This window comes from Mycobacterium sp. HM-7 (genome assembly GCF_053852335.1).
In genome coordinates this window covers 248387-267381 of the sequence record NZ_CM132657.1, presented here as the reverse complement: position 1 = coordinate 267381, position 18995 = coordinate 248387, and the positions used below count along the sequence as shown (strand labels likewise).

The following is an 18995-nucleotide window of genomic DNA, read 5'->3' as shown; positions in this document are numbered from 1 at the left end:
CTCGGTAGTGTGACGGCCATGACACCGCGCACGCGAGGAGCACATCTATGACACAAGGCACGGCATTCCGTACGACCTGGGACCAGCTGTTCATCGGCGGTCAGTGGACCGAACCCTCGACGTCGGACGTCATCGAGGTGCACTCCCCCGCCACCGGCGAGCTCGTCGGCAAGGTGCCGCTGGCCGCCAAGGCCGACGTGGATGCCGCCTGTGCCGCCGCACGCAAGGCCTTCGATGAGGGCCCGTGGCCCAAGATGACGCCGGCCGAGCGGGCCGCGGTCATCGCCGAGGCGTCGCGCATCATGACCGAGCGCGCCGACGAGCTGAAGTTCCTGCTCTCCGCCGAAACCGGCCAGCCGCCGAGCATCGTCGACATGATGCAGTACGGCGCCGCCATGTCGTCGTTCAACTACTACGCCGGCGCCGCGGACAAGTTCCAGTGGAGCGACATCCGCGACGGCATCTACGGCCAGACGCTGGTGACACGCGAGCCCATCGGCGTCGTCGCCGCCGTCGCCGCGTGGAACGTGCCGTTCTTCCTGGCCGCCAACAAGCTGGGCCCCGCGCTGCTGGCCGGCTGCACCGTCGTGCTCAAGCCCGCCGCCGAGACACCGCTGTCGGTGTTCGCCATGGCCCAGGCCTTCGCCGACGCCGGCCTGCCCGAGGGCGTGCTGTCGATCGTGCCCGGTGGCCCCGAGACCGGCCGCGCGCTGACCGCCAACCCCGAGATCGACAAGTTCACCTTCACGGGCAGCTCGGCCGTCGGCAAGGAGATCGGCAAGGTCGCCGCCGAGCGGCTCAAGCCCTGCACGCTGGAACTCGGCGGCAAGTCCGCGGCGATCATCCTCGAGGACGCCGACCTGGACTCCACCCTCCCGATGCTGCTGTTCTCGGGCCTGATGAACACCGGCCAGGCCTGCGTCGGCCAGACCCGCATCCTGGCACCGCGGTCGCGGTACGACGAGGTCGTCGAGAAGGTGGCCGCCGGCGCGGCCGCCATGCAGGTGGGCCTGCCCGACAACCCGGCCGCCATGATCGGCCCACTGATCAGCGAGAAGCAGCGCGAGCGCGTCGAGAGCTACATCAAGAAGGGCGTCGAGGAAGGCGCCCGTATCGCCGCCGGCGGCGGCCGTCCCGAGGGCCTGGATTCGGGTTGGTTCGTGCAGCCGACGGTGTTCGCCGATGTCGACAACTCGATGACCATCGCCCAGGAAGAGATCTTCGGCCCGGTGCTGGCGATCATCCCCTTCGACACCGAAGAGGACGCCATCCGGATCGCCAACGACTCGGACTACGGACTGGCCGGCAGCGTCTACACCACCGACGTGCCCAAGGCCATGAAGATCGCGTCGCAGATCCGCACCGGCACCTACGCGGTCAACATGTACGCGTTCGATCCGGGCGCTCCGTTCGGCGGCTACAAGAACTCGGGCATCGGCCGCGAGAACGGTCCCGAGGGCATCGAGGCCTACTGCCAGGCCAAGAGTGTGCTGATGCCGTTCGGCTACACCCCGGAGTAACAGCGCGCTTCGTCCGAATGGCCATCCGTGCCTTGTCCTCCCTCCCTCGGGGGACTCGGCCGGGTGGCCATTCGGCTTTTCAGCACCGCTTTTTTATCCCAGGCGAACCCCAGCTAACGCTGATACCGTCACGCCCGTTCGAAGGTCGTTGACAACAATCTGGGAGGTAACGCATGGCTGTCTCTGTAGATCTGGAGAAGTCGCTCGACAAGGCATACGAGGACAAGCCGCTCAAGGACATCCTCGACGCATCACCCGCCGCGCTGGCCGGAGTCAGTGACTCCGACGCTGAGCACCTCGCCGCGGCGTTCAACATCAAGACCGTGCGCCAGCTCGGCTCGAACAAGTACTTCGCCGTCGCCGCCGCGCTCGTCGCGCTGGAGAGCGCCGGCTAGGTTTCCTGCGCCGCTTGCGCGAGCAAAACTGCCCCTTTTCCTCGGAGAAGGGGCAGTTTTGTGCCGCACTCACGCGCCCTGGAACTGAGCAGTACGACGCTCGACGAAGGACTGGACGCCCTCGGCGGCGTCCTGGGTGGTGAACAGTCTGGCCACGTCGGGCTGGAGTCGTCCGACCGCAGCCTGCGGGTCAGTGAGCGCGCGTTGCGCCGATGCCAGAATCGCCTGCACGCCCAGCGGCGCGGACCGCTCGGCGATGGCGTGTGCCAACTCGAGCGCACGGGCGCGGGCGTCCGCGGCAGTGTCCACGACCTCCTGCACCAGACCGATGCGCTGCGCCTCTGCCGCATCGAATTCGTCGCCGGTGAGCAGCCAGCGCATGGCGTTGCCCCAGCCCGCGTCGCGCGGTAGCCGCACCGTCGCACCGCCGAATGGATAGATACCGCGCAGCACCTCGATCTGGGCGAAGCGAGCGTCGGCGGCAGCAACCCGGACGTCAGATGCGAGCAGCAGTTCGATGCCCAGCGTCAGGCAACGTCCGTGGACTGCCGCGACGAGCGGCTTGGTCCACGGTCCGTCGAGCCGCCAGGGATCGCGGCCGTCAGCGGGGAACGGGCTCTCCCCGGCAGCGATGGCCGGAGCGACATCGAGCAGGTCCAGACCGGCGGTGAAATGGTCGCCGTGAGCGAAGAGCACCCCGGCGCGCAGGGTGTCGTCACGCTCCAGCAGGCCGTAGGCCCGTGACAGATCCGCCAGCATCGCGCGGTCGAACGCATTGCGCTTCTCGGGCCGGCCCAGGCCCATCACCAGAACATGGCCGTCGCGCTCGAGGGTGACGGTCTGCAGATCGAGATCGGTCGTCATGGGAGCAGTGAACTCCTGATCTCAAAATTATGCAAGAGACCATATTTCTGAGATCGAGTCCCCACGCCGATGCCCATAACCGTCGCGTTGTGTGACCCGGGATACATTCTTTGGTCCGATGTGTTGGACGTTTTATGCTGAGTCCCATATCGAGGAGGGCACCATGTGGGTGGTCGAGGTGAACGTGAAGGGCCATCGCTTCACGCATACCGTCCTGGGCGCCAACCAGCGGCTGCGTGACGCAGCCCGCGGGATGCAGGATCGGATGACGCAACTTCGGAACCGGGTCACGCATTGACGTCAGCGGAGTCCGTCACCAAGACGGTCAACAAGCGCGGCGCCACCCGGCAACGCATGGTGCGCAGCGCCGCCGCCGTACTGCGCGAGCGTGGCGCCGCCGGCCTGACCATCGACGAGGTGCTGGTCCGCAGTGGTGCCCCGCGCGGCTCGGTCTACCACCACTTTCCCGAGGGCCGCAGCCAGCTGCTGATCGAAGCGCTGCAGTTCGCCGGTGATGCGATCGCCGCCCACATCGACGGTTCCGCCGCGTATGGCGGCATCGCGCTCGTCCGCGGATTCGTCACCTTCTGGGATCAGATTCTGGCCGACAGCGACTTCACCGCCGGGTGCCCGGTCGTCGCCGCCGCGGTCGGCTCGGGCGACGAAGCTCCGATCTTGACGCCCATCGCCGCCGAGATCTTCGACCGGTGGCGCACCGCGCTCGGACACGCCTTCACGGCAGAGGGCTTCAGCGACACCGACGCATCAACCCTGGCGGTCACCTGCCTCGCCGCACTGGAAGGCGCGGTGGTCTTGAGTCGTTCCGCGCAGAGCGTCGAGCCGTTGCACGACGTCGCAACCCAGCTCGAATTCCTCATCAAGGCAAAGGCTTTCGTCAAGAACAACGGACTGCCCACCGCCGGTAACTAGCTGTCGGCACGAACCCAGCGCGCGCAGACGAAGTCCCCGTTGACCGCGGACTCCAGCAGCCGCCACTCCGAGCGCACCGGCAGTACGGGTGCACCTCCGCCCAACGAACACGGCGCGTAGGACACCACCAGCTCGTCGACCAGGCCGGCCGTCACGAACTGCGCCGCAACGTCCCCGCCGCCGAGGACCCACACGTCACGCTCACCCGCCGCCTCGACCAACGTCGGATGCAGTTGCGCGACATCCCCGCTGACGGTCTGCACCGGATGGCCGTCGACGACGATGCCGGGCCGGGAGGTGAGCACCCACGTGGGTTGGGGGTACGGCCAGTCGCCCGGCTCGTTCTCGACAACCCATCGGTATGTCGTCGAGCCCATGACCAGAGCACCCACCGACCGCTCGAAGGCCTTGTAGCCGAACGGCCCATCGACGTCGATGTCACGCGAGAGCAACCAGTCCAGGCTGCCTGCGGAGTCGACGATGAAGCCGTCCAAGCTCGATGCGGTGTAGTAAATGGTCGCCATCGTGCCGAGTATGCCGTGACCCACCGACAATCCGGCGCGCCGCGATTACTGTTGCCGGATGGACGATTTCGACGCACTCCGCGCCGACGACGGTGACCTCGCGGAACTGCGCGACGACCTGCGCCGGTTCCTGGCCGAGGACGCCGAGCAGTTCGGCTGGAAACCCGGAGTGGACTGCTGGCTGTCGAAGTGGGACGCCGACTTCAGCATGCGGCTCGCCGCGGCCGGCTTCGTCGGATTGACAATTCCCGTCGAGTACGGCGGCCGCGGGCGCAGCCACATGCACCGCTACGTGGTCACCGAGGAACTCTTGGCCCACGGTGCCCCGGTTGCCGCGCACTGGATCGCCGACCGGCAGGTGGCGCCCGCCCTCCTGACATACGGCAGCGAGGACCAGCGACGGCGCCTGCTGCCGCGTATCGCGTCCGGCACTTTGCATTCCGCAATCGGCATGAGCGAACACGAAGCCGGTTCCGACCTCGCCGCCGTCGCCACCAAGGCCACCCGGACGGACTCCGGTTGGCTCCTCAACGGCAGCAAAGTGTGGACCAGCGGCGCGCACCTGGCGCACCAGGTCGTCGTGCTCGCCCGCACCAGCCCGCTGGACCCGCAACATCGGCACGCGGGTTTCAGCCAGTTCATCGTGCCCACCGACGCACCCGGCGTCACCATCGAGCCGATCGTCCAGATGAACGGCGAACACCATTTCAACGAAGTGCTGTTCGACGACGTCGCGCTGACCGACGCCGACCTGCTCGGTACCGTCGGCGCCGGATGGCACCAAGTGACCTCGGAGCTGGGTTTCGAACGCAGCGGGCCGGAGCGTTTCCTCTCCACGGCCACACTGCTTTTCGCGCTCATCCAGGCGCTGCGAGACGAACCCGGCGTCGACATCGGCGACCTGATGGCGCGGATGATCTCACTGCGCCAGCTCTCGATCTCGGTCGCCCGGGCACTGTCCGCGGGGCAGGACGCGGCCGTACCCGCCGCACTGGTGAAAGACCTGGGGACCGGATTCGAGCAGCATTCGGTGGAGATCGCCGCCGAGCTACTGGACCGGTACGACGGCCCCGACCGCCCGCGCCTGCGGGCGATGCTGGACACCGCTCGGGTACACGCACCACTGTTCACCCTGCGCGGCGGCACCAACGAGGTGCTGCGTGGCATCGTCGCCAAGAACTGGACCAAACAGGTTGCCACGAAACAGTATTCGGACGAACTCGCCGAACTGCGCGAACTCGCCGAGCAGATCGGGCGAACCGCGGCACCCGCCCGGACATTGCCGCTGACGTTCGACGACGCGCTGTGGTGCACCGCCGAGAATTCCGGACTGACCCGGCTGAGCGGCGACCCCGACGCCGGACCCGCCGCGGCGGCCGTCGTACTGGGCACGCTGGCCCGCCACGCCGCCGCGGTGCCGATCGCCGAAACCGATGTACTGGCAACATGGCTGGCCGCCGAAGCCGGTCTGGCGGTGCCGCCGTCCGGCCCGATGACGCTGGCGCCGGACGGGGTCGCCACCTGGCCGCGATGTGGGCCGGTACTGGTGGCCACCCGCGGACCGGACGCCCTGTACGTCGCCTTGCGCGACTCGCCGGCGCTGAGCGGCGATGGGCACAACCTCGCCGGAGAACCACGGGCCACCATCGAATTCGACACGGCGGCAGGCGATGTCGTGCGGCTGCCGTTCGCAGTCGCCGACGAACTGACCATCCGCGGCGCCTGGTGCCGGTGCGTGCAGATCGTCGGCGCGTTCGACGCCGCCGCCGAACTGACCGTCGCGCATACCGAAACACGCGTGCAGTTCGGCCGCCCGCTGGCCGCCTTCCAGGCGGTGCAGCACTCGCTGGCCACGATGCTGGGCGAGATCGAACGAGCCAGGGCGGCAACCACTCTGGCGGTCACCGCCGCCGCCCAGCATGGCTTCGGCGACCCCCGCACCGATTACGCCACCACCGTGGCCAAAGTTGCCGTCGGCCGGGCCGTCGCCCCGGTGACGACCATCGCCCATCAGCTGCACGGCGCCATCGGCACCACCTCGGAACACCCGCTGTGGCGCGCCACCATGCGGGCCCGCAGCTGGGCCGACGAGTTCGGCAGCGCCAGCTGGCATGCCCGGCGACTGGCCGGCCTCACCGCGACGACGGACCCGTGGGATGTGACGGTCGGCCGGTTCTGAAAGAGTTTGTGAGCTAGGTCAATATTCACGCAGAAAGTGGGTTCGGCCCGCTTGTGACGGCGGCCATAGCGCTACCGGCGGTCCCGGTAAAAACTCGACACATGTCCAAATTGAGTGGCACCTTCGCCACGTTGGCCGTGTGCGCCGCCCTGCCCGCCGCGACCATGGTCGCCACGCCCGCCCAGGCCGCCGGCACGCACCGCATGACCCTGATGTCGCGGGCCTACACCTGCGACCGGCAGCCGATCAACTACATGAAGTTCCGGTTCCCGGCGGTCCCGACGGCCGAGATCACCTCCGACGGGCACACCGCCGTCGCTCGCATCGACATGCTCGACGGTGCGCGCAACGCGCAGTACACCGTCCGGGTGATCCCGGCCCCGCATGCCGCGCTGGGCTGCCTGCCGGGCGATCCGAGCATCGCCACCGGCGCGCTGAGCACCGATGGCTTCGGCAACGGCAGCTCCACCGTTCAGCTTTCCGTCGCCCCGGGCACCACCGGCGTCTGGGTCGCGGTTGACCTGCCCCAGCCGCATTCGCAGAGCCCGGCCGAGTTCTACAGCAGCGACTTCGTCGCCGCGGTCTGACATTTGTTCGACCCCAGCGGCCGACACGAACGATCTCCCCGGTAGAACAAACACATGCGCTACCGGGAGAACATGACGTCGCGACGACTCACCGGCGGTCAGGCCGCCCTGTTCGCAGCTGCCCTGCTACTGGCCGGGTGCTCGGGCGACAAGCAGCCGGCCCAGCCGACCACCTCGACGTCGAGCGCTCCGGCACCGAGCAGCTCGGCCGCCCCGAGCACGCCCGACGCCGGAGCGCCGCCGTCCCCCACCAGCCGTCAACTCGACGGCGGGACGTGCCTGCAGCTCACCGGTGCGGTGGTGAACCTGATGTCCGGAGCGTCGCCCGACGACGCGAAGGCAGCCGGGGACACCATCAACGGCTTCCACCCGCCGGCCGATGTGCAGGCCGCCGTGGCACATTTCGTCAAGACCAACGGCCTGCACAGCAGCGATCCCGACCGCAGCCAGTTCAGCCGCACGCTCAACACCTGGGTCGAGCAGCAGTGCCCGGTGCAGCAGTCGGAGAAGAAACCCAAGTAGCGAAGGTCAGCTACCGGTCCACTGCGGCGCGCGCTTCTCGGCGAAGGCCACTGCGCCTTCACGGGCATCCTTCGACATGAAGATCGGGCCCAGGATGGCGCCCTGCTTCTCCCACTTCTCCGCATCCGACCAGTCGGGCGACTCGACGATGATGCGCTTCGTCGCGGCCACGGCCAGCGGGCCGTTGGCCGTGATGCGCTCAGCCAGCGCGAGGGCGGCATCGAGTGCGGCACCCGGCTCGGTCAGCTCGTTGACCAGGCCCAGTTCATGGGCCCGCGTCGCGGTGAGGTTGTCGCCCGTGAGCGCGAGTTCCATCGCGATGGCGTACGGGATGCGCTGCGGAAGCCGCAGCAACCCGCCGCCGCCGGCGACCAGACCACGCTTGACCTCCGGGATACCGAACGCCGACGCGTTGGAAGCGACGATCAGGTCGGCCGACAGCGCCAGTTCGGTGCCGCCCGCCAGCGCGTAGCCTTCGACCGCCGCGATCAGCGGCTTGGCCGGCGGACGCTGAGTCAGGCCGAAGCCACGGCTCGAGATGATGTTCTCGCCTTTGGCGAAGGCCTTGAGATCCATGCCGGCACAGAAGGAGCCGCCGGCACCGGTCAACACGCCGACCGACAGCCCGGGGTCCTCATCGAGGCGGTCCGCGGCAGCTGCCAAGCCGTTACTGACCGCTGAGTTGACGGCGTTCTTGGCTTGGGGCCGGTTGATGGTGATGATCAGTATGCGGTCGCGCTGTTCGAGGAGGACGGCATCTTCGCTGGTGGCTTCTTCGGTCACGACGGTGATGCTAGCCACAGGGGATTGGCGTCCGGCGGTCAACCAGTGAATAATCAAAAATTAGAACATGTTCTAGTTTTTGCCGCAGCCAGAGGAGAAACCGTGGCCAAGCTGCCCGAAATCACCAAATTCGACCCGGACCTCACCGAGAAGGTCATGGGGATTCTCCGACCGCTGCTGAAGGTCTATCACCGCTCCGAGGTCCGCGGACTGGAGAACATCCCATTGGGCGGCGCCCTGGTGGTGAGCAACCACTCCGGCGGCATGCTGCCCATGGACGTGCCCATCTTCTCGTCGCACTTCTACGAGAAGTACGGCTACGACCGCCCCGTCTACACCCTCAGCCACGCGATGCTGATGGTCGGCCCGACCGCGGACTTCTTCAAGAAGACCGGCTACATCCTGGCCAGCCACGAGAACGCCGACGAGGCGCTGCGCTCAGGCGGCCTCGTCGTCGTGTTCCCTGGCGGTGACTACGACGTCTACCGGCCGTCGACCGACGCCAACAAGATCGACTTCGACGGTCGTAAAGGCTACGTGAAGGCCGCCATCAACGCCGGCGTGCCGATCGTGCCGATGGTCGGCATCGGCGGCCAGGAGACCCAACTGTTCCTGACCCGCGGCGAGCGGATCGCCAAGGCCCTCGGCCCCATCGCGCGCGCCGCGCGCGCCAAGGTGGTGCCGTTGTCCGTCGGCCTGCCGTTCGGGTTGTCCGCCGTGCTGCCGTTCAACCTGCCGCTGCCGTCGAAGATCGTCATGCAGGTGCTGCCGCCCATTGATCCCACTGCCATCGCGCTCGAGTCCGGCGATGAACCCGATATCGACGCGGTCGACGCGCGCGTCCGGAAGGTCATGCAGGATGCTCTCGACGAACTCGCCGAAGAGCGTCGCTTTCCGGTACTAGGCTGACGGGCCGTGGGTATCACCGACAAGCTGACCGCGACAGCCGGCCTGGTCAACACCATGGTCCGGGCCGGGGTCATCGCCCCGCTCCGTCCGGACAAGTACATCCGGATCGCCGGTGCCATGGCCCGCGAAAACATGAGCGTCACTTCAGGTTTCGCGAGTTCCGCGCAACGTTGCGGTAACCGCCCGGGCCTGATCGACGAATTGGGCACGCTGACCTTCAGTGAGCTCGACAAACGTGGCGATGCGTTCGCGGCCGCCCTGCAGACGCTGCCCTCGGCCAAGGTCGTGGGCATCATGGCGCGCAACCACCGTGGCTTCGTCGACTCGCTGATCGCGGCCAACCGCATCGGCGCAGATGTGTTGCTGCTGAACACTTCCTTCGCCGGGCCGGCGATGGCCGAAGTCGTCCAACGCGAGAACGTCGACGTCATCATCTACGACGAAGAGTTCACGGCGACGGTGGACCGGGCCCTCCAGGATCAAACCCGCCCCGTCAGTCGCATCGTCGCCTGGACCGACACCGAAGACCACCCGCTGACCGTCGAGTCGCTCATCATCGATCACCGGGGAGTACAGCCCCGGCGTACCGGCGAGAAGAGTCGCGTGATCCTGCTGACCTCCGGGACCACCGGAACTCCCAAGGGCGCCAAGCATTCCGGTGGTGGCCTCGACGCATTGAAAGCGATCCTGGACCGCACGCCGTGGCGCACGGAGGAGACCACCGTGGTCGTCGCCCCGATGTTCCACGCCTGGGGCTTCTCGCAATTGGTGTTCGCGGCATCCATGGCCTGCACTGTCGTGACCCGCCGCAAGTTCGATCCGCAGGCCACGCTGGCCCTCGTCGACAAGTACCAGGCGACCGGATTGTGTGTTGTCCCAGTGATGTTCGACCGCATCATGGAACTACCCGACCACATCCGCAACCGCTACAGCGGTCGCTCGCTGCGCTTCGCCGCGGCCTCCGGATCGCGCATGCGACCCGACGTCGTCACCTCCTTCATGGACCAGTTCGGTGACGTCATCTACAACAACTACAACGCCACCGAGGCCGGCATGATCGCCACGGCGACTCCGGCCGACCTGCGCGCCGCGCCCGACACCGCCGGCCGGCCCGCCGAGGGCACCGAGATCAAGATCCTGGACGCCGATTTCAAGGAGTTGCCGACGGGTGAGGTGGGCACCATTTACGTGCGCAACTCCACCCAGTTCGACGGCTACACCTCCGGTGCCACAAAGGACTACCACCAGGACTACATGCCATCGGGTGACGTCGGCTATCTCGATGCCGCGGGCCGTCTGTTCGTGGTGGGCCGCGACGACGAGATGATCGTGTCCGGCGGCGAGAACGTGTACCCGATCGAAGTGGAGAAGACGCTGTCCACCCAGCCGGAGGTCGCCGAAGCCACGGTGCTGGGAGTCGACGATGAGCAGTACGGCCAGCGTCTGGCGGCGTTCGTCGTACTGACCGACGGTTCAGCCGCCACCGAGGACGCACTCAAGCAGCACGTGCGCGACAATCTGGCCAATTACAAAGTGCCACGGTCGATTACGGTGCTGGCCGAACTGCCGCGCAACAGCACCGGCAAGATCGACCGCCGCGAGTTGAAGGCGCTGGCCGATGGCGCGTAAAGCGGTGACTCTGCTGCGGGCCCTCGTCGGACTCGTGAACGCCACCAACGCGGCCAGCCCGCTGGCCCGCTCCGGGAACCCCGGCATCGTCGCATTTGCCTGCGGCTGGCCGTCCAGTGAAGCGGCCGGTTTCGTGCTCAGTTCCTCGGTACTGTCCGCGATCCGCCGTGGCCGGCGCGGTCACTTCGCGGGTACGAGTGGCCGAATCGCCTTGGGTATCACCGCGATCACCTGGGCCATCCTGGGGTACATCTTCGCCCGCAGCCGAAGCTCGCAGCCGGCGTTCGAGGAGCCGCTGACTGACGTGATCGGTCCGCGCAACCCGGCCGATCCGGGCATCCCCCGCCTCCCCGGCATCGGGCGCACCATGCTGTCGCGCCGCAAATACAACAAGGACACCGTCAAGTACGGTCCGCACCGCGCCAATCTCGCCGACATCTGGCGGCGCCCCGATCTACCGCGCGACGGCAAAGCCCCTGTGCTGCTGCAGGTTCCGGGTGGCGGCTGGATGCTCGGCGACCGCCGGCCGCAGGCGTACCCACTGATGGGTGCGCTGGCCGACCGCGGCTGGATCTGCGTGTCCATCGGTTACCGCGTCAGCCCGAAACATCAGTGGCCTGCGCACATCATCGACGTGAAGCAGGCCCTGGCCTGGGTCAAGGAGAACATCGCCGCGTACGGCGGCGACCCCGACTTCGTCGCGATCAGCGGCGGCTCCGCCGGCGGTCACCTGTCCTCGCTGGCCGCTCTCACTCCCGGAGATCCCCAGTGGCAGCCCGGCTTCGAGGATGCCGACACCTCGGTGGTGGCAGCGGTTCCGGTGTACGGCAGGTACGACTGGTTCGGTTTCGAAGGCCCCGGACGCGCCGAAATGATGCGGGCGCTCGAGCAACTGATCATCAAGAAGCGGTTCGCCAACGACTCGCAGGTGTTCCTGGACGCCTCGCCGATCAAACGGATCGGTCCCGACGCCCCACCGTTCTTCGTGCTGCACGGCACCAACGACACGCTGATCGACGTCCAGGAGGGGCGGGATTTCGTCGCCGCACTGCGTGAGCAGTCACCGGCACCGGTGGCGTACGCCGAAATCCCCAACGCGCAACACGCTTTCGACATCTTCGGCTCGGCACACGGCCACTACACCGCCGAGGCGATCACCAGGTTCCTGGAGTGGGTGCGGGCCGAAAAGGGGCATGCCTCGGCGAGCTCCGAAAACTTCGGCTAGCCGGTACCAGCCGCTGTCATCGATGAACAGCGGCAGCGCCTCTCTCATGGACATGTTCGATCGGGACCTGTCAGCAATCGCTGACATTGTCAGCATCGGTTGACGATGTCAGGCCAAGCTGACAGGTCCCAGCCCGCACCTACCTAGAGACAGGTCCGACCGGCGTCGGTCAGCTCAGACATGTCGGTCCCACCACCCATACTTTCGGCAGTTCTCGACTCCGGAAGGAACACGCCATGGTCTACCCAGCCCCGCGACTGTGGTGGAAACCGCAACAACGCCGTCCGACCCGCGAAGAGATCGACGCCGCAGGTATCGCGTTCCGAAAAGCTCACGGTCTCGACGACGATGACGATGACGACTGGACATTCGAGGACGAGCCGCCCGCGCCAACGGATGGACGTGGTCCGAGATCGGACGAATCCTGGGCGTGTCACGACAGGTGCTGCACAAGAGATTCCGCAACCGCCCGTCGGACTGACCAGCCGGGGAAGCCCTACTGCGCCATGGCGGTCTCGACGACCGTCAGCTCATCGGAAAGTCCTGCAGCCCTGCGGATTTGCTTGAAGTCCTCGACCATGCCGGTCGTCACTTCATGCGGATCATCGGTGGTCGCACCGTCGGCGAGCACCGAGATGTTGAGCTGGTCGACGTAACTCCACACGGTGATGTTCAGGCCACTGCCCGCAGTGAGTGGGCCGACCGAATAGATCTCGGTGACGGTGGCGCCGCCCACCTTGCCGCGTTCGCGCGGCCCGGGCACGTTGGAGATGTTGAGGTTCAGCACCTTGTTCTGGCCGTCCTTGTTGGACAGCCGGCGGAACATCGACTCCATCGGGGCCGGCGGCATGTAGGCCGCCCACCGCGCGACCAGCTCCGGGCCGACCAGCTGGTGACTCTCCTTGGCCAGTAGAGCGGCCTCGCGGGCCTGCTGCACGCGCTGTGAGGGGTCATCCACATCGACCGGCAGCGCGATCAGCACGCCACTGAACCGGTTGCCGGAGATACGTTCTGGCGAGAAGTCAAAGCTCATCGGCACCGACGCGAGCAGCGGGTGGTCGGCCTTGCCGTCGTACTTCAGCAGCAGCTCACGCAGCGCGCCCGACGACATGGCCAGCACCAGGTCGTTGATGGTCACGCCCAGCTTCTTGCTGGTCTCCTTGACGTCCGCCAGCGCCAAAGTGGCTGTGGCGAAACGCCGTTGGGGCGTGATCACGTGGTTCATGAAGCTCGCCGGCGGGGTGAACGGCCGAGTCAGTTCAGGCGACAGCTTGCGACTGCTCTTGCGCACCCGAGACATACCGTCGGCGGTGTACTTGACCACGCCGGGAATCCGCGCGATCTGCCGCAGATGATCGACGAACGCCGAACGGACCAGCTGACCGCGCGACGGCGCCGGGTCGGTCACGTACAGATCGTTGTCATGTTGCGGCGCCTCGGTGATGTCCATACCGAGCGCCAGCAGGTTGGCCGACGCGACCCCGTCCGCCAGCGCGTGATGAATCTTGCCGACCACCGCGACCCGCCCGTTGGCCAGGCCTTCGACGAGGTACATCTCCCACAGCGGCCGGCTGCGATCCAGTGGGGTACTGGCGATTTCGCCGATCGCCTCGTCCAGTTCGCGGCGGCCGCCCGGCGCGGCCACGCGCCACGGCCGGACGTGATACTCGAGGTCGACTTCAGCATGCTCCCGCCACATCGGGTGGTGGAACTTGAACGGGATGTCGACGAGTTGGTATCCGAAGGGCTCGAGCTTGTGCAGTCGTTCGCGCAGCACGCGGCGGAATTCGTCGATTCCGAAGGTGCGGTCGCCCAGGCCGGCGAGGTCGATGACGGCAATCTTGAGGGTGTGCATGTGCACGTTGGGCGTCTCCGAATACAGGAGGAACGCATCCCACCCACTCAGTCGTTTCACTCGACCTCTCCTGCGCTTCGGGTCAGAACCTCGCCCAGTCGAATGGTCTAGACGACCGCTTCGACGCAGTGCTGATTCTGGTTCCGGCGAACCTCGTCGAGGAACAACCCTATGGCAGTGGCCATCGACCCGGTGCGGGCACCGTCGATCATGTCGAAACCGTGTCCGGCACCGGGCAATTCGATGTAACTGACCGTCGACGCGGACACCGCGCGCAGCTCGTGCACGAAGTCCCGCGCCTGCGCCACCGGGATGACGCTGTCGCCGCTGCCGTGGACGACGAGGAACGGCGGCGCATCTCGGTGCACGCGCGCGATCGGCGAGGCCTGGCGGTAGATCTCCGGGTGCTTGTCGATGCGGCGCCGCACCACGACACGCTCCAGGAAGTCGACGAACTCCTCGCGCTCCTTGGTGGACCGGTCCTCCCAGTCGTACCGGCCGTAGATGCCGACGACGGCGTCGACCGATGTGTCAGCGCCCTCGGGCAGGTCCGCCTGCAGGTCGGGGTCGTTGGCTGTGAGGCCGGCCAGCGCGGCGAGGTGCCCACCGGCCGAGCCACCGGAGATCGCGATGAAGTCGCGGTCGCCGCCGAACTTGTCGACGTTCGCCCGGGCCCACGCGATCGCCGTCTTGACATCGGTGATGTGTTGCGGCCAACGGTGATTCGGGGCCACCCGGTAGTCGATGGACAAACAGACCCAGCCCTGTTGGGCGAGGTGGCTCATCAGCGCGTAGCCCTGCAGCAGCCGGCTGCCGTGCACCCACGCACCGCCGGGCAGATAGATCAGCACCGGAGCCGGCTCGCTGGGGAGGTCGTCGGCGCGCCAGACGTCCAGCAGCTGCGACGGGCTGTCGCCGTAGCGCACCGAGGTGCGGTGCACCTGACGCCGGTGTTCGCGGGCCCGCCAGAACGGTGGCGTGCGCTCCGGAGCGGGCCATTCGATGTCGAGTTCGGCCGGGGGCACGACGCCGGTCAGCGCGGCCCGCACGACCTCGTTGGTGCAATCACGCTCGGCCCGGCGGATCTCCGCGACGCTCGGGGTGAACAGTGCCTTGGAGGTCGACGCCCAGAAGCTCGGCACATGCCGCATACCCCACAGGGTCATCGCGGTGGCGCCGCCGAGAGGCTCGAGGCTCTTGCCGATCACCGGCAACGAGGCGGCGGCCGTCGCCATCGCCAACAGGTGGTCGGAGGGCTTGGCCGCCATGAACCAGCGCAGCCTGGTGGCAAGTGAAGGGCTGTGAACATCATTGTCCGGTCGAGCCGTCATTTCGCGAGCGTACACCGGGCTGACCACGCGATTTCGGGGCCACGGCAAGTTTGCGGTCACGGTTCGGCGACCGATCCCATGTGAAGTGCATCACAGCTGATCAGGGCCTATTCGAAGTCGTACCGTCGTGCTTACAGTCGAGCGATGGGTACCTCAGCGCTGGCGATCACCGACGACCACAACGACCTCGCGAACTCGGCCACCGGACTGCTGCACCGGCTCGGCAGCCGGGCGGCCGCCCGCGCCACGCTCGAGGGCGGGCCGTCGCATCCGGCCGATTTCTGGGCGGCCGCGGCCAATCTGGGGTGGCAGGGCCTGGCGATCCCCGAGGAGTACGGCGGATCCGGATTCGGACTACCCGAGCTGGCGGTGGTGCTGGAGGCGCAGGGCCGCGAGTTGTGTCCCGGTCCGTTCCTGCCGACAGTCGCCGCCGCCGTCGTCATTGACCGGTGCGGTACCGAACCCCTACGCACCGAACTGCTGCCCGGACTGGCCGACGGCAGCACCGTTGCCGCGCTGGGTTTGTCGGGACACGTTCACATCGCCGGTCATACGGTGTACGGGGAGAGCCCGACGGTGCTCGGCGCACCGGATGCCACGCTGCTGGTCCTGGTCGCCGGCGACGACGTGGTGGTCGTGGATGCCGGCGCCACCGGCGTCACCGTCACACCACTGGAGTCCACCGACACCACCCGCAGCATCGGTTCGGTGACGCTCGACCAGGCGGAAGCAACGGCAGTTCTGCGCGGCGCAGCAGCCAAGGCGCACACCGCTTTTCGTATTCTCGCGGCCGCCGAGGCGGTCGGGGTCAGCTGGGCGGCGCTGGAGATGGCGGTCGAATACGCCAAGGTGCGTGAGCAGTTCGGCCGCACCATCGGAACCTTCCAGGCCGTCAAGCACCACGCCGCCAACATGCTCGTCGCGGCCGAACTCACCACCGCCGCCACCTGGGACGCCGCGCGCGCCGATGATCTGGACGACGCCTGGTTCGGCGGCGCGGTGGCGGCCGCGCAAGCGATCCACAGCCAGGTCTTCAACGCCGAGAACAACATTCAGCTGCACGGCGGCATCGGCTTCACGTGGGAGCACGATGCGCACCTGTATCTGCGCCGCGCCCTCACGCTGGCCGCGCTGACCGGTGACGGTGCCGACCCGCTGGCCGACGTGGTCGACGGACAGCGCACCGGCCGGGCCCATGGCGCGTCGTTCGCGCTCCCCGAGGAGGCCGCCGAGTACCGCACCGCCGCCCGCGACGCCGTAGCCACCCTGCGGTCGCTGCCCGAGGACAAGCAGCGCGACTTTCTTGTCGACTCCGGCTATTTGGTGCCGCATTGGCCCAAGCCGTGGGGCCGCGACGCCGGCGTGCTGGAGCAGCTGGCCATCGAGGAGGAGTTCCGCGCGCCAGGGGGCACGAGCGCAGCGAGCGGGGGGAAGAAGCCGGTCGAGCGGCCGGACCTCGGCATCACCGGCTGGGTGACGCTGACCATCGCCCAGGCCGGGACCGACGAGCAGCGCGAGCGCTGGGTGTACCCGGTGCTGCGCGGCGAGATCATGTGGTGCCAGCTGTTTTCCGAACCCGAAGCCGGCTCGGATGCCGCCGCGGTGCGCACCAGCGCCAAGAAGGTCGACGGCGGCTGGCTGGTGACCGGCCAGAAGGTGTGGACGAGCCTGGCGCAGTACTGCCAGTGGGGGCTGGCCACGGTACGCACCGATCCGGACGCCCCCAAGCACGCCGGCGTCACGATGATGGCGATCGATATGAAGTCACCCGGCGTGACCGTCAACCCCCTGAAGGGCTTGACGGGCAATGCCCATTTCAACGAGGTGTTCTTCGACGAGGTGTTCGTCCCGGATGCCGACGTGGTCGGTGACGTCAACAAGGGCTGGCTCGTGGCACGGGCGACGCTAGGCAACGAGCGGCTGTCGATCGGCGGCGGGTCCGGCGCGCAATCCGGCTTCAGCGCCGACGACCTGATCGCCCTGTTGGACGCGGCCCCGCCGGAGCTGGCGGCCGGGCTGCGCGACCGCGCCGGCGCGGTGATCGCCGAGGGACACACCCTGCGGCTGCTGAATCTGCGACGGATCAGCCGGGCCATCGCGGGGACCGGTCCCGGACCCGAGGGCAATGTCACCAAACTCGTGGTCGCCGAGCAGGGGCAGCGACAGACCGAGCTGGGGATGAAGCTGGCCGGCCCCGCGGCCGTGACCGGGCAAACTCCGACGCTCACCCAGGCCTACCTGGGCTACCGCGCGATGACCATCGCGGGCGGTACCTCGGAGATCACCCGGAACACCATCGCCGAGCGGATCCTCGGGCTGCCTCGCGATCCTTTGCTCAAGTAGGCCGTCGCGTATCACGAGTCGATTGAGACTCGGTGGAGATCGATCCGCCAAGCTGCGCAGATCGGTCAGATATGTCACGCTATGGACCGATGAGTGTGCTATCGGTCAAGACTTGGGCGTCGCGCCGCGCTTTGCTAGCGGCTTTGCTGTGCGCCCAGCTGATCGCTGGCGTGGTCACGGTGGCCGCCGTCGGCCCGTCGGCCGGGGGCGCAACCGAAGACGACCACACCGAGGCCGTCTTCCGCAGCGCACACGCCGGCAGCTGCCTGACCTGGCAACCTGAGCCGCCACAACGACCCGCGTTCGTGCAGTGCAGTAGCCCGCACCTGTTCGAGGTCGTCAACTCGGTTCAGGGCGACGGCGACCAGGAATCCTGCGCCGTATCAGGACGCCGGTACCTCGGGTCGCACTATGACCCGAACGGCCGGTTCGCGTACGGCCTGCTGCGCTCGGTGAGCTCGGATGGATCCGGCGCGGGCAGCCGCATCGCGTTGTGCGGACTGCAACTGCCCGGCCCGAACGGCCAGCAGCTGCCGTTCCGTGGGCAGGTCGCCGAACAGGACCAGTCACGGGTATGGCCGCCCGGCACGTGCCTGGGAGCCGACATGAAGGGCGGGCAGACGGGCCTGGTGCCCGTCGACTGCGCCGAGCCCCATTCGGTCGAGGCCGTCGGCCCCATCGACCTCGGCGCGCACTTCCACGACGGCGCGCCACCATCGGACGCCGAGCAAGAGGCGGTACTGCGCCCCGCCTGCGTCACGATGACCACCGCGTACCTGGCACCGAAGACGTTGTCCGCCAGTGACCTGTCGCTGAACTACCGGCCCATCGGCCCGGCCAGCTGGTCCGCCGGCAGTCACCAGGTGCTGTGCGGTGTGGCATCGCGGACGCCCGGCCCGCTGACCGGCAGCGTGAAGTCCCCCGGCGCCCCGTCCGCCGCGCCCGTTCCGGTGGCCCCGCGCCCGGTGGCGCCGTCGCCCGTCACCACCGCCACGACCACCGCCACGAACGTCGCCCCGACGAGCAACACCCCGACCACCGTCGCGGCTCCGGCGGTCGCGCCGAGTACCGAGGCGGCACCGTCGTCTTCGTCGTCATCCTCGGCGGTGACGCCTACCGCCGAAGCACCGAGTCCCGCGGCCACCGACACCCCCGTCCCGCCGGCAGCTCCCGCCTCGCCCGTCGACAACCCGGCACACGTACCGCAGGCGCCCCCGGCAGAACCCGCGGCGCCTGCCGAGCCGGCCCCACCGTCGCACGTGCTCGAGATTCCGGGCATGGCCCCCATCACCCTGCCCTGGGCGCCGCCTCCGCTGTAAGGCCCGCATCGAGGCTGACCACAGGGCGCTTTTTCCCACGGTTTTCCGCCTCCCAGTCAGGCTCGCGGAGGTTATCCACA

17 protein-coding genes and 1 pseudogene are annotated in these 18995 nt (G+C 67.8%); 13 read left to right on the top strand and 5 right to left on the bottom strand.

Annotation, left to right across the window (positions count from 1 at the left end; genetic code table 11):
• Positions 1 to 47: 47 nt before the first annotated feature.
• Together ACWW1C_RS01330 and ACWW1C_RS01325 are read left to right on the top strand one after the other, a co-directional pair.
• Positions 48 to 1520 carry an aldehyde dehydrogenase gene (locus ACWW1C_RS01330; protein ID WP_455981751.1) on the top strand — a complete coding sequence of 491 codons (1473 nt, stop codon included), beginning with the start codon at positions 48 to 50 and terminating at the stop codon, positions 1518 to 1520.
• A 173-nt stretch (positions 1521 to 1693) separates the two neighbouring features.
• Complete coding sequence (locus tag ACWW1C_RS01325; protein ID WP_455981750.1) at positions 1694 to 1915, top strand: hypothetical protein; 222 nt, start codon at positions 1694 to 1696, stop codon at positions 1913 to 1915.
• A gap of 69 nt (positions 1916 to 1984) precedes the next feature.
• Here ACWW1C_RS01325 and ACWW1C_RS01320 read toward each other — a convergent pair whose 3' ends face one another.
• Positions 1985 to 2779, bottom strand: coding sequence for a crotonase/enoyl-CoA hydratase family protein (locus tag ACWW1C_RS01320; RefSeq protein ID WP_455981749.1), 795 nt, complete (start codon positions 2777 to 2779; stop codon positions 1985 to 1987).
• A 163-nt stretch (positions 2780 to 2942) separates the two neighbouring features.
• Between ACWW1C_RS01320 and ACWW1C_RS01315 the strand changes: the two genes are divergently transcribed.
• Positions 2943 to 3077 carry a hypothetical protein gene (locus tag ACWW1C_RS01315; RefSeq protein WP_455981748.1) on the top strand — a complete coding sequence of 45 codons (135 nt, stop codon included), beginning with the start codon at positions 2943 to 2945 and terminating at the stop codon, positions 3075 to 3077.
• Positions 3078 to 3133: 56 nt separating this feature from the next.
• Positions 3134 to 3709: a TetR/AcrR family transcriptional regulator gene (locus ACWW1C_RS01310; protein ID WP_455984504.1), complete on the top strand. Its 576-nt coding sequence runs from the start codon at positions 3134 to 3136 to the stop codon at positions 3707 to 3709.
• On the opposite strand, the gene ACWW1C_RS01305 is transcribed toward ACWW1C_RS01310, so the two are convergent.
• Positions 3706 to 4233: a dihydrofolate reductase family protein gene (locus ACWW1C_RS01305; RefSeq protein ID WP_455981747.1), complete on the bottom strand. Its 528-nt coding sequence runs from the start codon at positions 4231 to 4233 to the stop codon at positions 3706 to 3708. The genes ACWW1C_RS01310 and ACWW1C_RS01305 overlap by 4 nt on opposite strands.
• Before the next feature lie 58 nt (positions 4234 to 4291).
• Between ACWW1C_RS01305 and ACWW1C_RS01300 the strand changes: the two are divergent.
• The 4 genes and pseudogenes from ACWW1C_RS01300 to ACWW1C_RS01285 all read left to right on the top strand — a co-directional run.
• A pseudogene (locus tag ACWW1C_RS01300) lies at positions 4292 to 5410 on the top strand (acyl-CoA dehydrogenase family protein); the annotation flags it as partial.
• A gap of 315 nt (positions 5411 to 5725) precedes the next feature.
• A complete protein-coding gene (locus tag ACWW1C_RS01295) occupies positions 5726 to 6412 on the top strand; it encodes an acyl-CoA dehydrogenase family protein (protein WP_455984503.1) in 687 nt (228 codons plus the stop codon).
• 101 nt (positions 6413 to 6513) lie between these two features.
• Positions 6514 to 6999: a hypothetical protein gene (locus tag ACWW1C_RS01290; RefSeq protein WP_455981746.1), complete on the top strand. Its 486-nt coding sequence runs from the start codon at positions 6514 to 6516 to the stop codon at positions 6997 to 6999.
• A gap of 72 nt (positions 7000 to 7071) precedes the next feature.
• The gene (locus tag ACWW1C_RS01285) at positions 7072 to 7521 is read left to right on the top strand and encodes a hypothetical protein (RefSeq protein WP_455981745.1); all 450 of its coding nucleotides are present in this window, start codon (positions 7072 to 7074) and stop codon (positions 7519 to 7521) included.
• A 6-nt stretch (positions 7522 to 7527) separates the two neighbouring features.
• On the opposite strand, the gene ACWW1C_RS01280 is transcribed toward ACWW1C_RS01285, so the two are convergent.
• Entirely contained in the window at positions 7528 to 8313 is a 786-nt protein-coding gene (locus tag ACWW1C_RS01280) for a crotonase/enoyl-CoA hydratase family protein (RefSeq protein ID WP_455984502.1), read from the bottom strand.
• Between the two features lie 147 nt (positions 8314 to 8460).
• Here ACWW1C_RS01280 and ACWW1C_RS01275 point away from each other — a divergent pair, with 147 nt between their 5' ends.
• Genes ACWW1C_RS01275 through ACWW1C_RS01265 form a run of 3 tightly spaced genes read left to right on the top strand, consistent with a single transcriptional unit; the run spans position 8461 to position 12067 of the window.
• The gene (locus ACWW1C_RS01275) at positions 8461 to 9213 is read left to right on the top strand and encodes a lysophospholipid acyltransferase family protein (RefSeq protein ID WP_455984501.1); all 753 of its coding nucleotides are present in this window, start codon (positions 8461 to 8463) and stop codon (positions 9211 to 9213) included.
• Between the two features lie 54 nt (positions 9214 to 9267).
• Entirely contained in the window at positions 9268 to 10842 is a 1575-nt protein-coding gene (fadD12, locus tag ACWW1C_RS01270) for an acyl-CoA ligase FadD12 (RefSeq protein ID WP_455984500.1), read from the top strand.
• Entirely contained in the window at positions 10832 to 12067 is a 1236-nt protein-coding gene (locus tag ACWW1C_RS01265) for an alpha/beta hydrolase (protein ID WP_455981744.1), read from the top strand. Before fadD12 ends, ACWW1C_RS01265 begins: the two co-directional genes overlap by 11 nt.
• A gap of 496 nt (positions 12068 to 12563) precedes the next feature.
• Here ACWW1C_RS01265 and ACWW1C_RS01260 read toward each other — a convergent pair whose 3' ends face one another.
• The gene (locus ACWW1C_RS01260; RefSeq protein ID WP_455981743.1) at positions 12564 to 13982 is read right to left on the bottom strand and encodes a WS/DGAT/MGAT family O-acyltransferase; all 1419 of its coding nucleotides are present in this window, start codon (positions 13980 to 13982) and stop codon (positions 12564 to 12566) included.
• A 47-nt stretch (positions 13983 to 14029) separates the two neighbouring features.
• A complete protein-coding gene (locus tag ACWW1C_RS01255; protein WP_455981742.1) occupies positions 14030 to 15253 on the bottom strand; it encodes an alpha/beta hydrolase fold domain-containing protein in 1224 nt (407 codons plus the stop codon).
• Positions 15254 to 15397: 144 nt separating this feature from the next.
• Between ACWW1C_RS01255 and ACWW1C_RS01250 the strand changes: the two genes are divergently transcribed.
• Together ACWW1C_RS01250 and ACWW1C_RS01245 are read left to right on the top strand one after the other, a co-directional pair.
• Complete coding sequence (locus ACWW1C_RS01250) at positions 15398 to 17596, top strand: acyl-CoA dehydrogenase (RefSeq protein ID WP_455981741.1); 2199 nt, start codon at positions 15398 to 15400, stop codon at positions 17594 to 17596.
• Between the two features lie 89 nt (positions 17597 to 17685).
• Positions 17686 to 18915 (top strand): septum formation family protein, encoded by a 1230-nt coding sequence (locus ACWW1C_RS01245; RefSeq protein WP_455981740.1) that lies wholly within the window; start codon positions 17686 to 17688, stop codon positions 18913 to 18915.
• Positions 18916 to 18995: the final 80 nt, after the last annotated feature.

Coding starts and splice junctions, on each gene's coding strand:
- ACWW1C_RS01330 (WP_455981751.1), top strand. CDS start 48: ATGACACAAGGCACGGCATTCCGTACGACCTGGGACCAGCTGTTCATC.
- ACWW1C_RS01325 (WP_455981750.1), top strand. CDS start 1,694: ATGGCTGTCTCTGTAGATCTGGAGAAGTCGCTCGACAAGGCATACGAG.
- ACWW1C_RS01320 (WP_455981749.1), bottom strand. CDS start 2,779: ATGACGACCGATCTCGATCTGCAGACCGTCACCCTCGAGCGCGACGGC.
- ACWW1C_RS01315 (WP_455981748.1), top strand. CDS start 2,943: ATGTGGGTGGTCGAGGTGAACGTGAAGGGCCATCGCTTCACGCATACC.
- ACWW1C_RS01310 (WP_455984504.1), top strand. CDS start 3,134: ATGGTGCGCAGCGCCGCCGCCGTACTGCGCGAGCGTGGCGCCGCCGGC.
- ACWW1C_RS01305 (WP_455981747.1), bottom strand. CDS start 4,233: ATGGCGACCATTTACTACACCGCATCGAGCTTGGACGGCTTCATCGTC.
- ACWW1C_RS01295 (WP_455984503.1), top strand. CDS start 5,726: ATGACGCTGGCGCCGGACGGGGTCGCCACCTGGCCGCGATGTGGGCCG.
- ACWW1C_RS01290 (WP_455981746.1), top strand. CDS start 6,514: ATGTCCAAATTGAGTGGCACCTTCGCCACGTTGGCCGTGTGCGCCGCC.
- ACWW1C_RS01285 (WP_455981745.1), top strand. CDS start 7,072: ATGACGTCGCGACGACTCACCGGCGGTCAGGCCGCCCTGTTCGCAGCT.
- ACWW1C_RS01275 (WP_455984501.1), top strand. CDS start 8,461: ATGGGGATTCTCCGACCGCTGCTGAAGGTCTATCACCGCTCCGAGGTC.
- fadD12 (WP_455984500.1), top strand. CDS start 9,268: ATGGTCCGGGCCGGGGTCATCGCCCCGCTCCGTCCGGACAAGTACATC.
- ACWW1C_RS01265 (WP_455981744.1), top strand. CDS start 10,832: ATGGCGCGTAAAGCGGTGACTCTGCTGCGGGCCCTCGTCGGACTCGTG.
- ACWW1C_RS01255 (WP_455981742.1), bottom strand. CDS start 15,253: ATGACGGCTCGACCGGACAATGATGTTCACAGCCCTTCACTTGCCACC.
- ACWW1C_RS01250 (WP_455981741.1), top strand. CDS start 15,398: ATGGGTACCTCAGCGCTGGCGATCACCGACGACCACAACGACCTCGCG.
- ACWW1C_RS01245 (WP_455981740.1), top strand. CDS start 17,686: ATGAGTGTGCTATCGGTCAAGACTTGGGCGTCGCGCCGCGCTTTGCTA.